An 18,021-nucleotide genomic window follows, 5' to 3' on the forward strand; every position below is an offset into this window, starting at 1 on the left:
CAAAGCTCGAAGGACAACCGCGGGCGTCGGTCGGAGCCGAGCCGCACGCGACAGGCGGCCGTACGCCGCCAGGTGCCGCCGCTCCCCCGGGCCCGCGCCCCGCCTCACCGTACGAGCAGTCGGGAGGAACATCATGGGCGACAAGGCGAACCCCCGCTCCGGAGCCGCCGGCAGGGCTCCAACGGCCGACCGGCCCTCGGCCGTGCGGAACGTGGTGCTGGTCGGCCACAGCGGATCGGGAAAGACGACCCTCGTCGAGGCACTGGCGCAGACCGCGGGCGCGGTCAACCGGGCCGGCCGCGTCGAGGACGGCGGGACGGTCTCCGACTACGACGAGATCGAGCACCGCCAGCAACGCTCCGTACAGCTCTCGCTCGTCCCCGTCGAATGGGGCGGCTACAAGATCAACATCCTGGACACACCCGGATACGCCGACTTCGTCGGGGAACTGAGGGCCGGTCTGCGCGCGGCGGACGCGGCCCTCTTCGTCGTCTCGGCCGCGCAGGAGGCCGACGCCGTGGTCGGCGCCACCCGCGCCGTGTGGGAGGAGTGCGCGGCGGTCGGCATGCCCCGGGCCATCGTCGTCACCCACCTGGACACGGCACGCACCGACTTCACCCGGCTCACCGAGCTCCTCGGACAGCACTTCGGCGGCGACGACCCGGACGCCGTCCTCCCCCTCTACCTGCCCGTGCGCGGCGCCGAGGGCGCCGACGGACACGCCCCGGCCACCGGCCTGGTGGGACTGCTCACGGAGCGGATCTTCGACTACTCCACGGGGGTACGGCGGGAGGACCCGCCCGACGCGGCGCAGCGGCCGCTGATCGAGGAGGCCCGGGGCCGACTGATCGAGGGGATCATCGCCGAGAGCGAGGACGAGACCCTGATGGACCGCTACCTCGGCGGCGAGGCGGTGGACCTGAAGACCCTGATCGACGACCTGGAGAAGGCGGTCGCGCGCGGCTCCTTCCACCCGGTGCTCGCCGCGGCCCCGGCGGCGGACGGCGGGAAGCAGGGCCTGGGCACGGTCGAGCTCCTGGAGTTGATCACCGGCGGCTTCCCCAGCCCGCTGGAGCGCGAGGCCCCGGCCGTGACGACCCCCGAGGGGCAGTCGCGCCCGGCGGTGGTGTGCGATCCGGCCGGTCCGCTGGTCGCCGAGGTCGTGAAGACCTCCTCCGACCCCTACGTGGGACGGCTCTCCCTGGTCCGGGTCTTCTCCGGGACGCTGCGGCCCGACGAGACGGTGCACGTCTCCGGGCACGGGCTCGCCGACCGGGGGCACGAGGACCACGACGTGGAGGAGCGGATCGGGGCGCTGACCGCCCCCTTCGGCAAACAGCAGAACACCCTCGCCCACTGTGTGGCCGGCGACCTCGCCTGTGTCGCCAAACTCGGCCGCGCGGAGACCGGCGACACCCTGTCCGGCAAGGACGCCCCGCTCCTGATGGAGCCGTGGCGGATGCCCGAACCGCTGCTGCCGCTGGCGATCGAGGCGCACAGCAAGGCCGACGAGGACCGGCTCTCCCAGGGGCTCGCCCGGCTGGTCGCCGAGGACCCGACGATGCGGCTCGAACAGAACCAGGACACCCACCAGGTGGTGCTGTGGTGCCTGGGCGAGGCGCACGCGGACGTGGCCCTGGAGCGGCTGCGCGGCCGGTACGGCGTCCAGGTCGACACCGTCCCGCACAAGGTGTCGCTGCGGGAGACCTTCGGCGCCGGCGCCGCCGGGCGCGGCCGGCACGTCAAGCAGTCCGGCGGGCACGGCCAGTACGCGATCTGCGAGATCGAGGTGGAGCCGCTGCCGCCGGGCAGCGGCATCGAGTTCGTGGACAAGGTGGTGGGCGGCGCGGTGCCGCGCCAGTTCATCCCGTCCGTCGAGAAGGGCGTCCGGGCGCAGGCGGCCCGCGGGGTCGCGGCCGGCTATCCGCTGGTCGACATCCGGATCACCCTGCGGGACGGCAAGGCGCACTCGGTGGACTCCTCCGACGCGGCCTTCCAGACGGCTGGCGCACTGGCCCTGCGGGAGGCGGCGGCCGAGGTGCCGATCCACCTCCTGGAACCGGTCGCCGAGGTCACCGTGATGGTCCCCGACGACTACGTGGGCGCGGTGATGAGCGATCTGTCGACCCGGCGCGGCCGGGTGGTCGGCACCGAACAGGCCGGTCCCGGCCGGACCGTGGTGCGCGCGGAGGTGCCGGAGATCGAGATCGGGCGGTACGCGGTCGATCTGCGGTCCGTCTCGCACGGCACCGGCACCTTCGACCGCTCCTACGCCCGGCACGAGGCGATGCCCCCGCAGCTGGCGGAGAAGCTCCGCACGGAGGCCGCCGCCTGACACCCCACCGTTCCTGACCCTCCGACAGCCGGTGCCGCCCGCCAACTCCCCTCCGGTGGGCGGCATTCGGCCGCCCCCTCGTGCATTCGGCCGCCTCCGCACGCTCCGGTGACGCATCCGTCGCCACCCGGTTACGCTGTGGTGCCCAGCTCAGAAGGTGTGCGGGGCGCGGCAGTTGGGAACAGCCCGCACAGGAACCGTGGCGATGGGGGCGGCAGTGACGATCGGCAGTTTCGGACCCGGGGCACAGATTCCCCTCCAGGGCTCGGACGCGACTACGGCGGCGACCCATGCCCTCGCCTCCGCCGCGTACCGCGACAGCCCGGTCGAGGCGATCCTCGAAGCCAACAACGACCTCCACAAGTCGACGGTCAAGGAGGGCAAGGCCCACAAGCTCTTCCGGCCCGACCTCGGCGAAGCCTTCTCCCGCGCCGTCCAGGTCCGGCTGCTCGGCGGCGCCCGCAAGCCGCTCATCCAGTCCTTCGGCGCCGACCCCCAGCCCGTCGTCGAGCACTGCCTCGCCGCCAACGGCATCCGCAAGCGGCGCGACGTCCGCCTCACCCTGGTCACCCTCGTCTTCGGCGTGCTGTTCCTGCCCGGCCTGCTGATCTGGCTCGGCGTCATCTGGCTGCGCCGCACCGCCGCCGGCTCCGACAACAAGCGCACCAGCGCCATCGGCACCGCCCTCCTCGTCGCGGCCGGCCTCTTCGCGCTGTTCGTCCTGATCAAGCTGCCCTTCGACGGGGTGCTGCCCAACTACCTCCGCGCCATGATCGTGGCGCCCGTCGTCGGCTGGTACCTGGCCCGGCAGATCTGCGAGAACACCGCCAAGGACCTGCGCGAGCGCTGGACCACGCTGCTCAGCGGCGGCGGCCTCGGGGCCACGATCCCCGAGGCCGTGCCCAAGGACCCCACCGAGAAGACCGCCGAGGACCTCCGCGTCAACCTGGAGAAGCTGGGCGCCGAGCAGCAGTCCAACGTCGTGTTCTACGCCGGCCCCAAGGGAATACTGGGCATGGGCACCCGCTGGGGCAGCTGGACCATGGCCGAGGAGCTGGTCCCGCGCGAGGGCAAGGAGATCCACGACTTCCGCGCCTGGGACGTGGTCCGCCAGATCCACACCGAGCTGACCCTCCTCGAACGCGGCTCGCTCAAGACCGGTTTCCCCAAGCCGACCGTCAAGCACTGGATCGTCTCGCCCGTCGGCGAGGGCGCCGACGAGGTCGCCCGCCCCGAGGGCGAGAACATCGTGCACTTCCAGGTGAAGCCGCACGAGATACAGCGCATCTGCAACGACCAGCAGTTCGGCAGTGGAAACCGCCACTATCTGGGGGTCCAGTTCACCCTCTGGGACGGACAGCTCGTCCTCACCATGATGGTGACCGTCACCTCCCTCCACCACACGCTGCGCGTCGAGGTCACCGGCCACGCCCTCGGCCCGGTCCACGGCCTCTTCACGACCAAGCCGAAGGCGAAGACCAAGGAGGTCTCCAAGACCGTCAGGTTCTGGGAGACCCGCGAGATCAAGCTGCCGCTGACCGACACCGACGACGTGGTCCGCCAGGCCGTGCGCGCCCCGCTCACCTGGTTCCCGCCGATCCTGGACTTCCTCGGCGGCAAGCTCGTGCTGCCCGAGCCCTTCGGCCTGCGCCACGCCTGGGCGGGCCAGCCCTGGCGCCACCGCTTCATGGCGGACGACGCCATCCGCACCGCCACCCCGGTGCTGCGCGCGGTGCACACGGCGACCCTCCGGGTCCTCGACGAGCACAACGTCGACACCGAGCGCTTCGCCGCCCGCTCGCTCGTCCTCAGCGGCGGCATCCAGGACCCGGGCCCGAAGAAGGCCGACGTCTACGACGCGTAGCACCCCGGGGCCCGGCCCCGCCCCGTAACGCCGAAGGCCCGGCCCCGGAGATCCGGGACCGGGCCTTCGTACCTCCCGTACGGCTCAGAGGCCGGCCGGCCAGGCGTCGGCCAGCATCTTCCGGGTGTCCGCGAGCAGCTGCGGCAGCACCTTGGTGTGACCGACCACCGGCATGAAGTTGGTGTCGCCGCCCCAGCGGGGCACCACGTGCTGGTGCAGATGGGCGGCGATGCCGGCGCCCGCGACCGTGCCCTGGTTCATGCCGATGTTGAAGCCGTGCGCGCCCGAGGCCGCCCGCAGCGCCACCATGGCCCGCTTGGTGAATTCGCCGAGCTCCGCCGTCTCGGCCGCGTCGAGGTCCGTGTAGTCGGCGACGTGCCGGTACGGGACCACCATCAGGTGCCCGCCGTTGTACGGGTACAGGTTGAGCACCGCGTACACGCTGGTGCCGCGCGCGATCACCAGACCGTCCTCGTCCGACTTCGCCGGGATCGTGCAGAAGGGACAGCCGTCCTCGGCACCCGGCCCGGTCGGCTTGTTCTCGCCCTGGATGTACGCCATCCGGTGAGGCGTCCACAGGCGCTGGAACGCGTCCTGCGTCCCCACTCCGATCTGCTGCTCCGGCTCAGTCGTCATGCTGTGCAGCATATTGCTTCGCCCGTTCGGAACGTGTCGCCGGGGCGGAAGATCGCCGTGCACGCCATGCTGGTCCGATGAAGGACAGGCCGCCGACTCCGCCGGGGCAGGAGCGCTGGGACCGCCGGATGGAGATCCCCCTGACGGTGACGTCCCTCGTCTACCTCGGCAGCTACGCGATGCGTGTCCTCGGCCGCGACCTGCCCACCGGCTGGCGCGACTTCTGTCTCGCCCTCACCATGGCGTCCTGGGCCGTGTTCGCCGTCGACTACGCAGTCCGGCTCAGACTCAGCGGCCTCGGCCCGCTGCGCTTCGTGCGCCGGCACTTCCTGGACACGGTGGTGCTGATCCTGCCGCTGCTGCGGCCGCTGCGGGTGGTGACCGCGTACGACCGGGCGCAGCGCCGGCAGCAGGAGCCCCGGCTCACGCTCTACGCCCGCGTCATGGCGTACGCCGGGCTCTCCGCGACCCTGCTCGGCTTCGCGGGCGCGCTCACCGTCTACGACTTCGAGTACGGCGCTCCGGGCGCGTCCATCGCCACCTTCGGCGACGCGGTGTGGTGGGCCTGCGCGACGCTGGCGACCGTGGGCTACGGGGACGTCGTGCCCGTGACGCCGGGGGGACGGATGGTGGCGGTGGGCATGATGGCCTGCGGCCTGGCCCTGCTCGGCGCGGTGACGGGCTCGTTCTCGTCCTGGCTGATCCAGGTCTTCCGCCGGGAGGGCGACGAGGACTGACCGACGGGGAAGGCCCCCGGGGGATCCCCGGGGGCCTCCTGACTCGCTCACTCAGGTCGTCAGACCTGGACGCGGCGCTCCACCACGTCGGCCAGCTTCGCAAGCGCGTCCTCGCGCGGGATGCCGTTCTCCTGCGAACCGTCGCGGTAGCGGAAGGAGACCGTGCCCGCGTTCATGTCCTCGTCACCGACGATGATCATGAACGGCACCTTCTGGCGCTGCTGGTTGCGGATCTTCTTCTGCATGCGGTCGGACGAGGCGTCCACGTCGACCCGGAGGCCCCGCTTGCGCGCGTCCGCGGCGAACTCCTGCAGGTACTCGACGTGCGCGTCGCCGATCGGGATGCCGACCGCCTGCACCGGGGCCAGCCACGGCGGCATGGCGCCCGCGTAGTGCTCAAGGAGCACCGCGAAGAAGCGCTCGATGGAGCCGAACAGGGCGCGGTGGATCATGACCGGGCGCTGGCGCGAGCCGTCCGCCGCCGTGTACTCCAGGTCGAAGCGCTCCGGCAGGTTGAAGTCGAGCTGCACGGTCGACATCTGCCAGGTGCGGCCGATGGCGTCGCGCGCCTGCACCGAGATCTTCGGGCCGTAGAACGCGGCGCCGCCCGGGTCGGGGGTGAGCGGGAGGCCCTGCTTCTCGGCGACCTGCTGGAGGACCGCGGTGGCCTCCTCCCACACCTCGTCCGAGCCGACGAACTTGGTCTCGTCCTTGGTCGACAGCTCCAGGTAGAAGTCGGTCAGACCGTAGTCGCGCAGCAGGTTGAGGACGAAGGTGAGCGTCTTGTCGAGCTCCTCCGCCATCTGCTCGCGGGTGCAGTAGATGTGCGCGTCGTCCTGGGTGAAGCCGCGGGCCCGGGTCAGGCCGTGCACGACGCCCGACTTCTCGTACCGGTACACGGTGCCGAACTCGAACAGGCGCAGCGGCAGCTCACGGTAGGAGCGCCCGCGCGCGTCGAAGATCAGGTTGTGCATCGGGCAGTTCATGGGCTTGAGGTAGTAGTCCACGCCCTCGTCGAGCTGCATGGGCGGGTACATGCCCTCGGCGTACCAGTCGAGGTGGCCGGACTTCTCGAAGAGCTTGCCCTTGGTGGCGTGCGGCGAGTAGACGAACTCGTAGCCCTCCTCCTCGTGCCGCTTGCGGCTGTAGTCCTCCATGGTCCGGCGGATGATGCCGCCCTTGGGGTGGAAGACGGCGAGGCCGGAGCCGATCTCGTCCGGGATGGAGAAGAGGTCGAGCTCGTTGCCGAGCTTGCGGTGGTCGCGCTTCTCGGCCTCGGCGAGGAAGTCGAGGTGGGCCTTCAGCTCCTCCTTCGACGGCCACGCGGTGCCGTAGATGCGCTGGAGCATCGGGTTCTTCTCGCTGCCGCGCCAGTAGGCGGCGGCGTTGCGCATGAGCTTGAAGGCCGGGATGTTGCGGGTGGTGGGCAGGTGGGGACCGCGGCAGAGGTCCTTCCAGCACAGCTCGCCGGTCTTGGCGTCCAGGTTGTCGTAGATGGTCAGCTCGCCGCCGCCCACCTCGACGTCCGCGCCGTCGTCGGTCGACGCGGAGCCCTTGATGCCGATGAGCTCCAGCTTGTACGGCTCGTCGGCGAGCTCGGCGCGGGCCGCCTCGTCGGTGACCACGCGGCGGGCGAACTTCTGCCCGCGCTTCTGGATCTCCTGCATCTTCTTCTCGATGGTCTTGAGATCCTCGGGCGTGAACGGCTTCTCGACGTCGAAGTCGTAGTAGAAGCCGTCCCGGACCGGCGGGCCGATGCCCAGCTTGGCCTCGGGGAAGATCTCCTGCACGGCCTGCGCCATGACGTGCGCGGTGGAGTGGCGCAGGATGTTGAGACCGTCCTCGGAGGAGATCTCGACGCCCTCGACGACATCGCCCTCGGCGAGCTCGTACGACAGGTCCTTCAGCTCGCCGGCCACGCGGGCGGCGATGACGGTGCGGTCGTCGGCGAACAGCGCGCCGGCCGTGGTGCCCGCGCTCACCGTCCTCTCCTCGGGCCCGGAGGCGGACTGGACGGTCACACGGACTTCAGACACGGATGCTCCATACATAGGGGCGCGGGCAGACACGAGGTGCCGGCGCCAACGGTGCACGGCAGAGACGAGGTGCCGCGCGCCACCGATCCTACGGGCTCGGGTCGGGCCCGGTCGCGCCCCGAGGAGCGTTCCCGCGGCTCACCCTTCCTCCGGATCGGTCCCCTCGTCGAAGAACCCGCGGCCCTCGCCGGGGTCGTGCAGCGACTTCATCAGCCGGTCCCGCTCGGCCTCGTCGACCTGGACCGGTACGACCCCGGTCGTGTCGGTCAGCCGGCGGAAGCCGCCGCGGCTCTCCAGGCGTCCGACGACCCGGATGGGCAGGCCGACCAGATGGGCGTGGCCGGCGGTGCGGTAGGCCTCCTCGTCGAGGGTGGCGCGGACATGGCCGACCTCGGCGCCGGCGAGGACGCGGAGCCGTACGGTGCCCTCGCCGCGCGGCCCGGAGCGGCGCATGCGGACGACGGTGCCGGTGATGCGTACGGGTACGGAGGGCTCGTCGTTCAGATAGCGCGCGCCGGCCTCGCGCAGGGCCGGCAGATCGCCGGGCGAGAACTCGACGGGCTCGGGCCGCGCGGCGCAGCCCGCGGGGGTGCCGGCCGCCGGGGACCACTCCAGGGTGATGCCGGCGCCCTCGGTGCCGCGCACCAGGGCGACCAGGGCCTCGGTGAGCTCGCGGCTGACGCCGGCCTGGACGGCGGTGTCGAAGGCCTCCATGCCGCCGGTGGCCCGCTGGTAGTCGACGGCCTCCCGGGTGGCGTACAGCGCGTGATAGAGCCGGACGGAGACGGCGCGGCCGGGGTCGACGGGCAGGAAGGCGGTGAGGCCGCGGCCGCCGGGGGCGGCGCCGACGACGACGGACTCCAGGGAGGCCTGGGCCTGCCGCCGGTGGCGGGCGCCGTGGTAACCGGCCCGGTCGCGGACGGCGAGGGCGCCGGCGAGGAGCAGTCCGCGGGCGGCGCTGCGGAGCTGTTCCTGCACGGGCCAGGGCACGGCCCCGGCGGGTCCCGGCGGCACGTCGCGCCACCAGCGGATCTCGTCGCTGGGGACGGCGAGGCCGGTGAGCACCTCGCGGGCGGAGGGGTCGGCGCTGTGAGCGAGGGCGGTGAGCGCCTCGCCGATGAGGTCGTCGGAGTCGGGGAAGGCGCGGTTCTCGGGGACGAGCAGACTGGTGCCGCGGCCGCTCGTGCCGGGTCCGGGCGGGGACCAGCGGCTGTAGCGGCCGGCCGCGCCGCCGCGGCGGCGCCAGCCGTGGCGGGCGAGCAGCGCGCCGAGCACCCGGGGGTCGACCCTGCCCGGGTCGGGGTCCCCGCCCGCGGTTGCCCAGGGGCCGACGGGCGCGGCGGGCACCCCGGTCCAGTGGCCGGGGAGTTCGCCGGGCGCCGGGTGGGGCTGCGGCCGGAAGGGCGGGGGCGCGGTGTGGCCCGGTGGGAGCAGCGGGTCGGGGCCGTGGCCGGCCCCGTTCTCCGGTTCGTCGATCGGCCGGTGCATCAGGGTCTCCCTCCCACGCCGACCCGCGCCATGATCTCGCAGAGCGCCCGGTCGTCGAAGATCCGTGCCGTCGGGATGCGCACGGTGGTCCTGCGGCGTCCCGTGACCGGGTGGCCGGCCAGGTTGATCCAGTAGCAGCAGTGCCGCAGGTCGAGCCGCTCGTGCCCGGCCCGCAGCCAGTCCTCGCGGTCGCGGGGCACGAGCATCACGACCAGGATCTTGTGGACCGCGACGGGGGTGCGGGCGAGCTTCACCAGGTGCTCGTTGTCGAGCGTGAAGGAGAAGCTGCCGCTCGCGTCCCGCGGGGTGCGCGGCGGTATCTGGTAGGTGCACTTGAGCTGCACCTTGATGGTCACCTCGTCGTCGACGGTGTGGCCGGGAGCGCTGTGGCTCACGTGCCAGTCGATGCCGTTGTCCGGAAACGGCTGCGACAGCGAGCAGCCCGCCGCCGCCGCGACCGCGTGGAGATACCCGACCTGGAGGGTCTCCATGCAGGCGGTGGTGGCGAGCGAGCCGCGCAGCGGTGCCGCCCGCTGGGGCGGCAGCCCGTCCGACGCGGGCTGGGCGAGCGCCATGTCAGTTCCCTTCCCCGTCACCTGTGTTGTCACCGGCCCGCGTACGGCGCAAACAGCCCGGGTATCAACGATTCGGGCAGGGGGCTGGCCATCTGCCGCGCACGCGCGAGGAGTTCGGGGATGACGACGCACTGGTTCGACGGGCCCCTGGCCGCGTTCGACACGGAGACGACGGGAGTCGACGTCGAGGAGGACCGGATCGTGTCCGCCGCCCTCGTCGTCCAGGACGCGGCGGGCATGCGGCCGCGGGTGACCCGGTGGCTGGTGAACCCGGGGGTGCCGGTGCCGCCCGGGGCCACCGCGATACACGGCCTGACGGACGATCATCTGCAGCGGAACGGGCGCTGGCCGTCGCCCGTGATGGAGGAGCTGGCCCGGGCGATAGCCGAACAGAGCGCGGCGGGCCGCCCGTTGGTGGTGATGAACGCGCCGTTCGACCTGACGATCCTGGACCGCGAGCTGCGCCGGCACCGGGCGTCCTCGCTGGGCCGCTACACGGAGCACGTGCCGCTGTGCGTGCTCGACCCGCGGGTCCTGGACAAGCACCTGGACCGCTACCGCAAGGGCCGGCGGACGCTGACCGATCTGTGCGAGCAGTACGAGGTGGTGCTCGACGGCGCGCACGACGCGGCGGCGGACGCGCAGGCGGCGCTCGAGGTCGTACGGGCGGTGGGGCGGCGGTTCGCGTCCCGTCTGGAGCGGCTGACGCCGGCGGAGCTGCACACCCTGCAGGCGGTGTGGCACGCGGCACAGGCCCGCGGCCTGCAGGCGTGGTTCGCCCGGCAGGGCACCCCGGAGGCGGTGGACCCGGCGTGGCCGCTGCGTCCGGAGCTGTCGACGGCGGCGTGAGCGGCATGCCCCCGGAAAACAGCTGAGGCCGGTCCGTCTTCTGACGGACCGGCCTCTCCCGGTGGGCGATACTGGGATCGAACCAGTGACCCCTTCGGTGTGAACGAAGTGCTCTCCCGCTGAGCTAATCGCCCGGGCAACGGGTGAAACCATACAGGCCCGGACGGGCTTCGTTCAAACCGGCCACGGACGGGGCGCGCACCTGGTGTGGCCTAGGTCCGCAGGTGGGCGGCGAGGCCGCGGCGGCCGCCGCGCATCATCAGGGCGTGGTTGGCCCGGAAGAGGGGGCGGCCGGGGACGGCGAGGGCGCGCATGAGGGGGCTGCGGACCTCGACCTCCTGCTCGTAGACGGCGCGGGTGCCGGTGCCCTCGGCGGTGAGGGTCCAGCGGGCCCAGCCGTCCAGGTCTCCGGACATGCCGACCTCCAGGACCCCGGCATCGGGGTCGCGGCGCCTGGCCTCGGCGGTGATCACCAGGTCGTACGGGAGCAGGGAGCGGAAGCGGGCGGTGCCGGTGCGGTCGTCGAGCGGGACGACCTCGCGGACCTGCGGCCACCAGAGGGGGTACTCCTCGGCCCGCTCCAGGACGCCGTAGACGGCGGCGGGCGGGGCGGCGAGACGCCAGACGCTGCGGAAGCGGTAGCGGCACCAGTCCATGGGGCCAGTGTGGGGTACTCAGGGCCGGATCTGAGTATCCGCGCGCATCCCCTTTCGCTGTGTCCGGCGCCACACTCCGGCTATGAACACCTCCCTGCCTCCCGCGGAAGAGCTCGCGCTCGTCGACCGCGAACTGGCCCGACTCGACGCCCACCGGGCGCAGTTGCTGCTGCGCCGGGACTGGCTGGTGCGGGTCCTGGACGCGCAGCGGGCCGCGCCGGTGCCGCCGGTGCCGCCCGTGCCGCCGGCTCTGCCCGCGGCGGCGGCCCCGCGGCCCTGGCCGGCGCCCGAGGCGACCCCGCGCAGCACGCAGAACGTGCTGCTGACCCTCGGCGGCATGCTGCTGACCGTGGCCGCGCTCGTGTTCACGCTGGTCAGCTGGGGCACGATGGGCATTGGCGGCCGGTCCGCGGTGCTCGCGGTGGTGACCTCGGCGGCCCTGTTCGCGCCGGTGGTGCTGCTGCGCCGCGGTCTGGTGTCCACGGCGGAGTCGGTCGCGGTGCTCGGTCTGGTCCTGACGGTCCTCGACGCGTACGCCCTGCACCGCGTGGCCCTGCCGGAGACCGGCGGTCTCGGCTACACGGCGGCGGCCTCGGCGATCCTGGCCGGCGCCTGGGCGGCGTACGGCTCCGCCCTGTCCCGTCTGCGCACCCCGCTCCCGGCCGCCGTGGTGGCGGCCCAACTGCCGCTGACGCTGGGGGTTCTGGCGGCGGACGGCGCGCTGACCGCGTTCGCGTGGGCGGCGCTCGGCACGGCCGCGCTGGACGTGGCGGCGGTGGTGTGGGTCAAGGCTCTGCCGGTGCGGGTGACCGCCGGAGTGGGTGCGGCGGGTCTGGGCGGCTGGGCGCTGCTTGCCGGCCTGGGTCTCTCGCTCACCTCGCCGCTGGAGGCGCTGCCGCTGCTGCTGGCCTGCGCCGCCGTGCTGCTGTTCCTCGCGGTGCGCCACGCGCCGTCGGCGCTCGCCTCCGCCGTGGTGGCCGGTCTGGCGGGGATCGCCGCGGCCGGCGGTCTGCTGCGTGCCGGGGTGCCGGAGGCGTGGATCGTCCCGGCGTACGCGCTGTGCGCGCTGGTCCTCGCGGGCGCCACTGCCTGGCACCGGGGGCCGTGGGCGGGCCCGCGGACGGAGCCGGTGAAGCTGCCGGGACTCCGGGACGGTCTGGCGTGGGCGGGCGCGGGGGTCCTCGGCCTCGCGACGCTGTGGGCGCTGCCGCCCGCCGTCTTCGGTCTGCTCGACCCGCGGGTCCGCTCGACGGAGATCTGGTCGGGCGCACACCCGGAGCGGACGCTGACCGACTACCCGGCGACGGCCTCGCTGGTGCTGCTCATGGTGACCGCCGCACTGGTGGTGGTGCCGCGTCTGTGGACGCGTGGGGCGGCTCTCGTCCTGGGCTGGGCGCTGCTGGTCGGTCTGCCGGTGGCGTTCGGCCTGTCGTACGGGGCCTCGCTCGCCGTCCTCCTCGGCGCGACGGCCGCGGCCCTCGTGGTGGCGGTGCGCCCGGCGCCGGTGGCGCGCGGGCTCGACGGTTCGGCGGAGGTCCTTGCCTGGCTCGGGTTCGGGTGCGGCCTGGCCTCGGGGCTCGCGGCGGTGGCCCCGGCGCTGGACTCCCGGGCGGCGACGTTCGCGGTGCTCGGCGTGCTGGCGGCGCTGTTCGGCGCGGTCGCGTTGCTCGGCGGCGGGGTCCGGCGGACGGTGGCGGCCTGTGCGGGCGTCCTGGCGGTGGCGGGCCTGGTGGGGGCCGGGGCGGCGGCCGGGGGTCTGTCGGAGCCGGTGACGGGTCTGCTGCTGCTCGTGGTGCCGGCCGGGACGGCCGGTCTGGGGGCCTGGCTGCGCCGGCGTCCGGAGTCCGTGGCGGTGGAGGCCACGGGCGCGGCGGTGGGTCTCTTCGGGCTCGGCCTGACGCTCGACCGCCCGGCGCTGCTCGCGCTGGCGCTGGCGCTCGGCGGGGTGGTCGCGGCGGCGACGGCGGTACGGCCGGAGCGCCGCCCGGTGGCCTCATGGGTGGCGGCGGTGCTGTTCCTGCTCGCGACCTGGGTGCGGCTCACGGTGTGGGAGGTCACGACCCCGGAGGCGTACACGCTGCCGGTGACGGTGCCCGCTCTGGTGGTGGGCGTGCTGCGGCGGCGCCGGGACCCGGAGGCGTCCTCGTGGACGGCGTACGGGCCGGGGCTCGCGGCCACTCTGGTGCCGAGTCTCTTCGCGGCCTGGGCCGACCCGCACGGGACGCGTCCGCTGCTGCTCGGGCTCGGGTCGCTGGCGGTGACGCTGCTCGGCGCGCGGTTCCGGCTGCAGGCGCCGCTGCTGCTCGGCGGCTCGGTGCTCGCCCTGGTCGGGCTGCACGAGCTCGCGCCATACGTGGTGCAGGCGGTGGGCGCGCTGCCGCGCTGGCTGCCGCCGGCCCTGGCCGGTCTGCTGCTGCTCGCGGTGGGCGCCACGTACGAGCAGCGGCTGCGCGACGCGCGCCGGCTGCGGGAGCGGCTGGGCAGGATGCGGTGAGACGCCGAAGGCCCGGAGACGGATTCCGTCTCCGGGCCTTCGGTCCGGGTGGGCGATACTGGGATCGAACCAGTGACCCCTTCGGTGTGAACGAAGTGCTCTCCCGCTGAGCTAATCGCCCGGGTGCACCGCAAACATTACCGCATGTCAGCGGTGGTTCCGAACCGCTTCCGGGTCACTCGTCGATCTTCCACGGCATGACGAGGCCGAACTTCCACAGGTAGATGCCCAGCAGCACGCCGATGATCACCAGGCCGATGCTGGTGAGGATGATGTTCCGGCGCCGGACCTTGGGGTCGAGGGCGCGCTGGGCGGCCTCGGTGACCTTCCGCTTGGTCCAGCGCAGCACCAGCTGGGCCCAGACGAACTCGGTCGCCCAGATCGCCATGCCGGCGAAGATCACCAGCCAGCCGGGGCCCGGCAGCGGCAGCATCACGATGCCGGCGCCGACGACGGCGAGGCCGACGACGAAGACGCCGACCTGCCAGCTCAGGTGCAGGGTCCGGCGGGCCTTGATGAACTCCGGCGCCCGCGAGCCGAGCGGCGCGCCCTCGGTGTCCCCGGCCGCGCTATCCGGCGTGTCCGGCGTCGCGTTCCCCTGCTGCGCACTCTTGTCCCCGTCGGCCGCGGACTCCCCGGTGCGCTCGTCACTCTCCGCATTCATGACCCCAACTTACCGGACCGTCCCCGTGTGTCGAATTGGAGGTATTACCCAAAGTTACACGCGCCCATACGAGCTACCTGAACGATCACAAAACAGACAGAGGGGTTTACAACGGCACCGTAGGTGGCATGTCGATTTCGCCGACGTGCGAATCCCCGAGCGCACACTGAGCGAAAGGCCCTGGCGCTTATGAACACCACGGTCAGCTGCGAGCTGCACCTGCGCCTCGTTGTGTCGAGCGAGTCCTCACTGCCTGTACCCGCGGGCCTGCGGTATGACACGGCCGATCCGTATGCCGTGCACGCCACCTTCCACACCGGAGCCGAGGAGACGGTCGAGTGGGTCTTCGCCCGCGACCTTCTCGCCGAGGGGCTGCACCGGCCCACCGGCACGGGCGACGTCCGGGTCTGGCCGTCACGCAGCCACGGTCAGGGAGTCGTCTGCATCGCCCTGAGTTCCCCCGAGGGCGAAGCCCTGCTCGAGGCCCCGGCGAGGGCCCTGGAGTCGTTCCTCAAGCGGACCGACGCTGCCGTGCCACCGGGCACCGAGCACCGCCACTTCGACCTCGACACGGAGCTCTCCCACATCCTGGCCGACAGCTGAGGCCAGGCCTACAGCCGCACGGCGCCGTCCGACTCGGGGAGACGGCGCCGCGCGGACAACCGTGCACTCCCTCATCGGCGCTCCACACCGCGCAGCCGGCGCGGTGCGGGGCGCCGATGCCCGTTTCCGGGTCCGCGCTAGAGTTCAGCGCAATTCCGCGGGCACCCGCCCGCAGCCGGCCAGGGAGCGAATCGTGCTGATCCCCCACGACACCCGGATCGCCCTCGACACCGTCGTCGATCTGATGAACACCGCCCCGGAGGGTGACCGCGACGACGCGCTCGGAGACATCGAGGCGCTGCAGTCCTTCGTGCACGCCCACAAGATCAGTGACGTCGGCCAGCTCGGCGCGGCCGACCTGCGCGCGGTGCGCGAGGTGCGCGACCGCTTCACGGCGGTCTTCTCCGCCCCCGACGCCCGGATCGCCGCCACCCTGATCAACCAGCTGGTCGCGGCCGCCGGCACCACACCGCAGCTGACCGACCACGACGGCTACGACTGGCACGTCCACTACTTCGCGCCGGGCGCCTCGGTCGCCGACCACCTGGGCGCGGACTGCGGCATGGCGCTGGCCTTCATCGTCGTCGCGGGCGAGCAGGAGCGGCTGCGCCGCTGCGAGGCGCCGGACTGCGGCCGGGCCTTCGTCGACCTCTCCCGCAACCGCTCCCGCCGCTACTGCGACAGCCGCACCTGCGGCAACCGCCTGCACGTCGCCGCCTACCGGGCCCGCCGCAAGGAAGCCGCAGGCTGATCCCGCCCCCGGGCACCGGCGCCCTCACAGCAGGAACAGGTCGTGCACGGCGGCCATGAGCAGCAGCGCGCCGATCACCGCCAGGAAGATCATCAGCGGCGGCTGGGACAGCGCGAACAGACAGCCGCGCGGCTCCTCGGCGACCGGCACGGACGGCGCCGCGCCGGGGGCGGGAACGCGTGCGCGGCCGGTCACGGCGGCGGGAACGGGTGCGGGGGCGGTGTCCCCCGAGGTATCGAGCATCTCGGGGGGATGATGCAGCACGCCCGGTCCCGAAGATCACGCAACACACCCCGCGCAGGGCCGTGTTCACCCCATCCCGTGGACCACGGGACCGAGAAGGATCAGAACCGGTCGGACCGCGGTCCGATCCCGGTCATATTCCGTGCTTCTTCAGAATCGCCTCGATGTCGCTGAAGTCCTCGTCCGCCGGCTTCGCCTGCTGCTTCGCGGCCGGAGCGGAGCGCCCGGCCCCCAGCGACGGCGCCGACGCGGCGGGCGCCACGGCCGACGGGGTCTCTCCCCCGGTCGCCGCCTTCCCGGCCCTGCGCCGCTCGACCGCGCGCGAGCTCATGAACAGCAGCCAGGACAGCCCCAGCACGCCGAAGCCGGCCCACACGGTCAGGTTGAACGTCAGGGCCTCGAAGAGCCAGTCGATCGCGCCCGTCATCACCAGGCCCAGCGGCACCAGCGCATAGGCGGCGATCCGGGTGGCGGTCAGGAACTTCCTCCGCCAGGCCGTGATCGCGGCGATGCCCAGGCCCGCCGCGGCCACCGCGGAGCAAACGGTCTCGGCAAGCATGCGATCCTCCTGGTCGGTCCGGGTGATACGTCCCTTCCATCCTGCACCGCACCTACCCCGCCGGGCCATGCCCAGGCCCAGGGATCAGGGGGATCTCCGGGTCGTCCCCCAGGGAGGGCCGGATGGGAGACTCTTCCCATGAGTGAGTCCACCACCCCCGCCTCCCCGGTCGTCCTGGAGGCCTGGTTCGACCTGCAGTGCCCCGACTGCTTCCAGGCCCTCGACGACGTCCGCGCCCTGCGCGCCGCGTACGGCGACCGCCTCGACGTGCTGCTGCGCCACTTCCCGCTGCCCAAGCACAAGCACGCGTACGCCGCCGCCCAGGCCGCCGAGGAGGCCTTCGCCCAGGGACAGGGCTGGCCCTACGCCGAGGCCCTCCTCGCCCGGACCGCCGAGCTGGCCGACCGCGGCGAGCCGGTCCTCCTGGAGGTGGCGGGCGAACTCGGCCTGGACGCCGAGGAGTTCGACACCGCACTGATCGACGGCCGGCACCTCCTGACGGTCGACGCCGACGAGGCCGAGGGCAAGGCGATCAAGGTCACCGGCACCCCCACGTACGTCATCGGCGGCGAGCGTCTCGACGGCGGCCAGAGCCAGGACGGTCTGCGCGAGCGCATCACGGAGATCGCCGACCGCCTCCTCGGCGCCTGACCCCATCCCTCTGCCGGGGAGATCGTCAGCGCAGTTCCTTCGCGCTGTTCACGAAGGTCGTGCGGTAGCCCAGCGACTCGTAGAGCCGGATCGCCGGGGTGTTGCCCGCGAAGACGTGCAGTCCGATCCGGGTCTCCCCGGCCTCCCGCGCGACCCGCTCGGCGAGCAGCATCAGCGCCCGGCCGTAGCCGCGCCCGCGGTGCGCCTCGTCGACCTCGATGTCGTACACGAAAGCCGCCCACCGCCCCGGTTCGAGTTCGATCCGGCCCGTCCACAGATGGCCGGCCGGCCGCCCGTCCTTCACGATCACGTGGAAGGCGACGCCGGGCGAGGCCAGGCCGTCCGGGAGATACCTCCGGTGACTGTCCTCGGCCTTGGCGCGGGCCTGGTCCTCGGGGACGCCCCGGTCGATCCAGTCCTGCGCGAAGACCTCCTTGGACCGCGCCGCCCACACCACGAACTCGGCCTCGGTCATCGGCCGGACCTCGACGCCCTCCGGCAGCGCGGGCGGCTCGGCCGGCACTGCCTTGACCATGTTCCGGCTTCGCTCGGCGTAGCCGAGAGAGTCCGCCATCCGGAGCGCGGCCGCCGCCTCCGCGGGCACCGATATCCGCACCTGGACGCAGCCCCAGCTCCGCAGCACCTCCTCGGCCGCGAGCGCCGCGACCGTGGCCCGGCCGCGCCCACGGTCCGGCTGGTGGACCCCGAGGCTGTCGATCACGCCCGAGGCCGCGCCGAAGGCGGGGTCCGTGGAGAGCCGGACGGAGCCGACCCGGCGGCTGTTCACGCAGATGTCGTAGCTGCGGGAACGGCTGCCGTCGGCAGACTGCTGGAGCGGCTCGGACGGCCGCAGGGTGGTGGTCATCACGGGTGTTCTACC

The 18,021-nt window shown here is 73.0% G+C and carries 17 protein-coding genes and 2 tRNA genes; 8 read left to right on the plus strand and 11 right to left on the minus strand.

Features of this window, described 5'->3' with window-relative positions:
• Positions 1 to 133 precede the first annotated feature (133 nt).
• Together JAO84_RS05995 and JAO84_RS06000 are read left to right on the plus strand one after the other, a co-directional pair.
• Positions 134 to 2,335 (plus strand): elongation factor G-like protein EF-G2, encoded by a 2,202-nt coding sequence (locus JAO84_RS05995; protein ID WP_370411085.1) that lies wholly within the window; start codon positions 134 to 136, stop codon positions 2,333 to 2,335.
• Between the two features lie 205 nt (positions 2,336 to 2,540).
• The gene (locus tag JAO84_RS06000) at positions 2,541 to 4,199 is read left to right on the plus strand and encodes a hypothetical protein (RefSeq protein WP_370411087.1); all 1,659 of its coding nucleotides are present in this window, start codon (positions 2,541 to 2,543) and stop codon (positions 4,197 to 4,199) included.
• 84 nt (positions 4,200 to 4,283) lie between these two features.
• Here the strand turns inward: JAO84_RS06000 and JAO84_RS06005 are convergent, their stop codons facing one another.
• Positions 4,284 to 4,847, minus strand: coding sequence for an HIT domain-containing protein (locus tag JAO84_RS06005; protein WP_265865414.1), 564 nt, complete (start codon positions 4,845 to 4,847; stop codon positions 4,284 to 4,286).
• A 65-nt stretch (positions 4,848 to 4,912) separates the two neighbouring features.
• Here JAO84_RS06005 and JAO84_RS06010 point away from each other — a divergent pair, with 65 nt between their 5' ends.
• Positions 4,913 to 5,572 (plus strand): potassium channel family protein, encoded by a 660-nt coding sequence (locus JAO84_RS06010; RefSeq protein WP_370411089.1) that lies wholly within the window; start codon positions 4,913 to 4,915, stop codon positions 5,570 to 5,572.
• Positions 5,573 to 5,631: 59 nt separating this feature from the next.
• On the opposite strand, the gene thrS is transcribed toward JAO84_RS06010, so the two are convergent.
• The 3 genes from thrS to JAO84_RS06025 all read right to left on the minus strand — a co-directional run bounded on the left by thrS (position 5,632) and on the right by JAO84_RS06025 (position 9,671).
• Positions 5,632 to 7,608, minus strand: coding sequence for a threonine--tRNA ligase (thrS, locus tag JAO84_RS06015; RefSeq protein WP_370411091.1), 1,977 nt, complete (start codon positions 7,606 to 7,608; stop codon positions 5,632 to 5,634).
• A gap of 138 nt (positions 7,609 to 7,746) precedes the next feature.
• Entirely contained in the window at positions 7,747 to 9,096 is a 1,350-nt protein-coding gene (locus tag JAO84_RS06020) for a hypothetical protein (RefSeq protein ID WP_370411093.1), read from the minus strand.
• A complete protein-coding gene (locus JAO84_RS06025) occupies positions 9,096 to 9,671 on the minus strand; it encodes a DUF4365 domain-containing protein (RefSeq protein WP_370411095.1) in 576 nt (191 codons plus the stop codon). The genes JAO84_RS06020 and JAO84_RS06025 overlap by 1 nt, the downstream gene beginning before the upstream one ends.
• Positions 9,672 to 9,791: 120 nt before the next feature.
• Here JAO84_RS06025 and JAO84_RS06030 point away from each other — a divergent pair, with 120 nt between their 5' ends.
• Complete coding sequence (locus tag JAO84_RS06030) at positions 9,792 to 10,520, plus strand: 3'-5' exonuclease (RefSeq protein WP_265865419.1); 729 nt, start codon at positions 9,792 to 9,794, stop codon at positions 10,518 to 10,520.
• 62 nt (positions 10,521 to 10,582) lie between these two features.
• On the opposite strand, the gene JAO84_RS06035 is transcribed toward JAO84_RS06030, so the two are convergent.
• Both JAO84_RS06035 and JAO84_RS06040 read right to left on the minus strand, forming a co-directional pair.
• Positions 10,583 to 10,654 (minus strand) — tRNA-Val (locus JAO84_RS06035).
• Positions 10,655 to 10,732: 78 nt separating this feature from the next.
• On the minus strand, positions 10,733 to 11,176 hold the full coding sequence (locus tag JAO84_RS06040) for an SRPBCC family protein (protein ID WP_370411097.1): 444 nt from the start codon (positions 11,174 to 11,176) through the stop codon (positions 10,733 to 10,735).
• 82 nt (positions 11,177 to 11,258) lie between these two features.
• Between JAO84_RS06040 and JAO84_RS06045 the strand changes: the two genes are divergently transcribed.
• A complete protein-coding gene (locus JAO84_RS06045; protein WP_370411099.1) occupies positions 11,259 to 13,670 on the plus strand; it encodes an SCO7613 C-terminal domain-containing membrane protein in 2,412 nt (803 codons plus the stop codon).
• 49 nt (positions 13,671 to 13,719) lie between these two features.
• Here the strand turns inward: JAO84_RS06045 and JAO84_RS06050 are convergent.
• A tRNA-Val gene (locus tag JAO84_RS06050) sits at positions 13,720 to 13,791 on the minus strand.
• 54 nt (positions 13,792 to 13,845) lie between these two features.
• Positions 13,846 to 14,334: a TIGR02611 family protein gene (locus JAO84_RS06055; protein ID WP_370411101.1), complete on the minus strand. Its 489-nt coding sequence runs from the start codon at positions 14,332 to 14,334 to the stop codon at positions 13,846 to 13,848.
• A 189-nt stretch (positions 14,335 to 14,523) separates the two neighbouring features.
• Between JAO84_RS06055 and JAO84_RS06060 the strand changes: the two genes are divergently transcribed.
• Together JAO84_RS06060 and JAO84_RS06065 are read left to right on the plus strand one after the other, a co-directional pair.
• On the plus strand, positions 14,524 to 14,937 hold the full coding sequence (locus JAO84_RS06060; protein ID WP_015032345.1) for an SsgA family sporulation/cell division regulator: 414 nt from the start codon (positions 14,524 to 14,526) through the stop codon (positions 14,935 to 14,937).
• 193 nt (positions 14,938 to 15,130) lie between these two features.
• Complete coding sequence (locus JAO84_RS06065) at positions 15,131 to 15,688, plus strand: CGNR zinc finger domain-containing protein (RefSeq protein ID WP_370411104.1); 558 nt, start codon at positions 15,131 to 15,133, stop codon at positions 15,686 to 15,688.
• A 24-nt stretch (positions 15,689 to 15,712) separates the two neighbouring features.
• Here JAO84_RS06065 and JAO84_RS06070 read toward each other — a convergent pair whose 3' ends face one another.
• Positions 15,713 to 15,931, minus strand: coding sequence for a hypothetical protein (locus JAO84_RS06070; RefSeq protein WP_370411106.1), 219 nt, complete (start codon positions 15,929 to 15,931; stop codon positions 15,713 to 15,715).
• A 133-nt stretch (positions 15,932 to 16,064) separates the two neighbouring features.
• Positions 16,065 to 16,490, minus strand: a complete 426-nt coding sequence (locus JAO84_RS06075) for a hypothetical protein (RefSeq protein ID WP_370411108.1) — start codon at positions 16,488 to 16,490, stop codon at positions 16,065 to 16,067.
• Between the two features lie 138 nt (positions 16,491 to 16,628).
• Between JAO84_RS06075 and JAO84_RS06080 the strand changes: the two genes are divergently transcribed.
• Entirely contained in the window at positions 16,629 to 17,141 is a 513-nt protein-coding gene (locus JAO84_RS06080; RefSeq protein WP_370411110.1) for a DsbA family protein, read from the plus strand.
• A 25-nt stretch (positions 17,142 to 17,166) separates the two neighbouring features.
• Here JAO84_RS06080 and JAO84_RS06085 read toward each other — a convergent pair whose 3' ends face one another.
• The gene (locus JAO84_RS06085; protein WP_370411112.1) at positions 17,167 to 18,006 is read right to left on the minus strand and encodes a GNAT family N-acetyltransferase; all 840 of its coding nucleotides are present in this window, start codon (positions 18,004 to 18,006) and stop codon (positions 17,167 to 17,169) included.
• Positions 18,007 to 18,021: the final 15 nt, after the last annotated feature.

Origin of the sequence: Streptomyces fradiae, from assembly GCF_041270065.1 — a bacterium.
In the GTDB taxonomy this organism is placed as follows: Bacteria; Actinomycetota; Actinomycetes; order Streptomycetales; family Streptomycetaceae; genus Streptomyces.

Coding starts and splice junctions, on each gene's coding strand:
- JAO84_RS05995 (WP_370411085.1), top strand. CDS start 134: ATGGGCGACAAGGCGAACCCCCGCTCCGGAGCCGCCGGCAGGGCTCCA.
- JAO84_RS06000 (WP_370411087.1), top strand. CDS start 2,541: ATGGGGGCGGCAGTGACGATCGGCAGTTTCGGACCCGGGGCACAGATT.
- JAO84_RS06005 (WP_265865414.1), bottom strand. CDS start 4,847: ATGCTGCACAGCATGACGACTGAGCCGGAGCAGCAGATCGGAGTGGGG.
- JAO84_RS06010 (WP_370411089.1), top strand. CDS start 4,913: ATGAAGGACAGGCCGCCGACTCCGCCGGGGCAGGAGCGCTGGGACCGC.
- JAO84_RS06020 (WP_370411093.1), bottom strand. CDS start 9,096: ATGCACCGGCCGATCGACGAACCGGAGAACGGGGCCGGCCACGGCCCC.
- JAO84_RS06025 (WP_370411095.1), bottom strand. CDS start 9,671: ATGGCGCTCGCCCAGCCCGCGTCGGACGGGCTGCCGCCCCAGCGGGCG.
- JAO84_RS06030 (WP_265865419.1), top strand. CDS start 9,792: ATGACGACGCACTGGTTCGACGGGCCCCTGGCCGCGTTCGACACGGAG.
- JAO84_RS06040 (WP_370411097.1), bottom strand. CDS start 11,176: ATGGACTGGTGCCGCTACCGCTTCCGCAGCGTCTGGCGTCTCGCCGCC.
- JAO84_RS06045 (WP_370411099.1), top strand. CDS start 11,259: ATGAACACCTCCCTGCCTCCCGCGGAAGAGCTCGCGCTCGTCGACCGC.
- JAO84_RS06055 (WP_370411101.1), bottom strand. CDS start 14,334: ATGAATGCGGAGAGTGACGAGCGCACCGGGGAGTCCGCGGCCGACGGG.
- JAO84_RS06060 (WP_015032345.1), top strand. CDS start 14,524: ATGAACACCACGGTCAGCTGCGAGCTGCACCTGCGCCTCGTTGTGTCG.
- JAO84_RS06070 (WP_370411106.1), bottom strand. CDS start 15,931: ATGCTCGATACCTCGGGGGACACCGCCCCCGCACCCGTTCCCGCCGCC.
- JAO84_RS06075 (WP_370411108.1), bottom strand. CDS start 16,490: ATGCTTGCCGAGACCGTTTGCTCCGCGGTGGCCGCGGCGGGCCTGGGC.
- JAO84_RS06080 (WP_370411110.1), top strand. CDS start 16,629: ATGAGTGAGTCCACCACCCCCGCCTCCCCGGTCGTCCTGGAGGCCTGG.
- JAO84_RS06085 (WP_370411112.1), bottom strand. CDS start 18,006: ATGACCACCACCCTGCGGCCGTCCGAGCCGCTCCAGCAGTCTGCCGAC.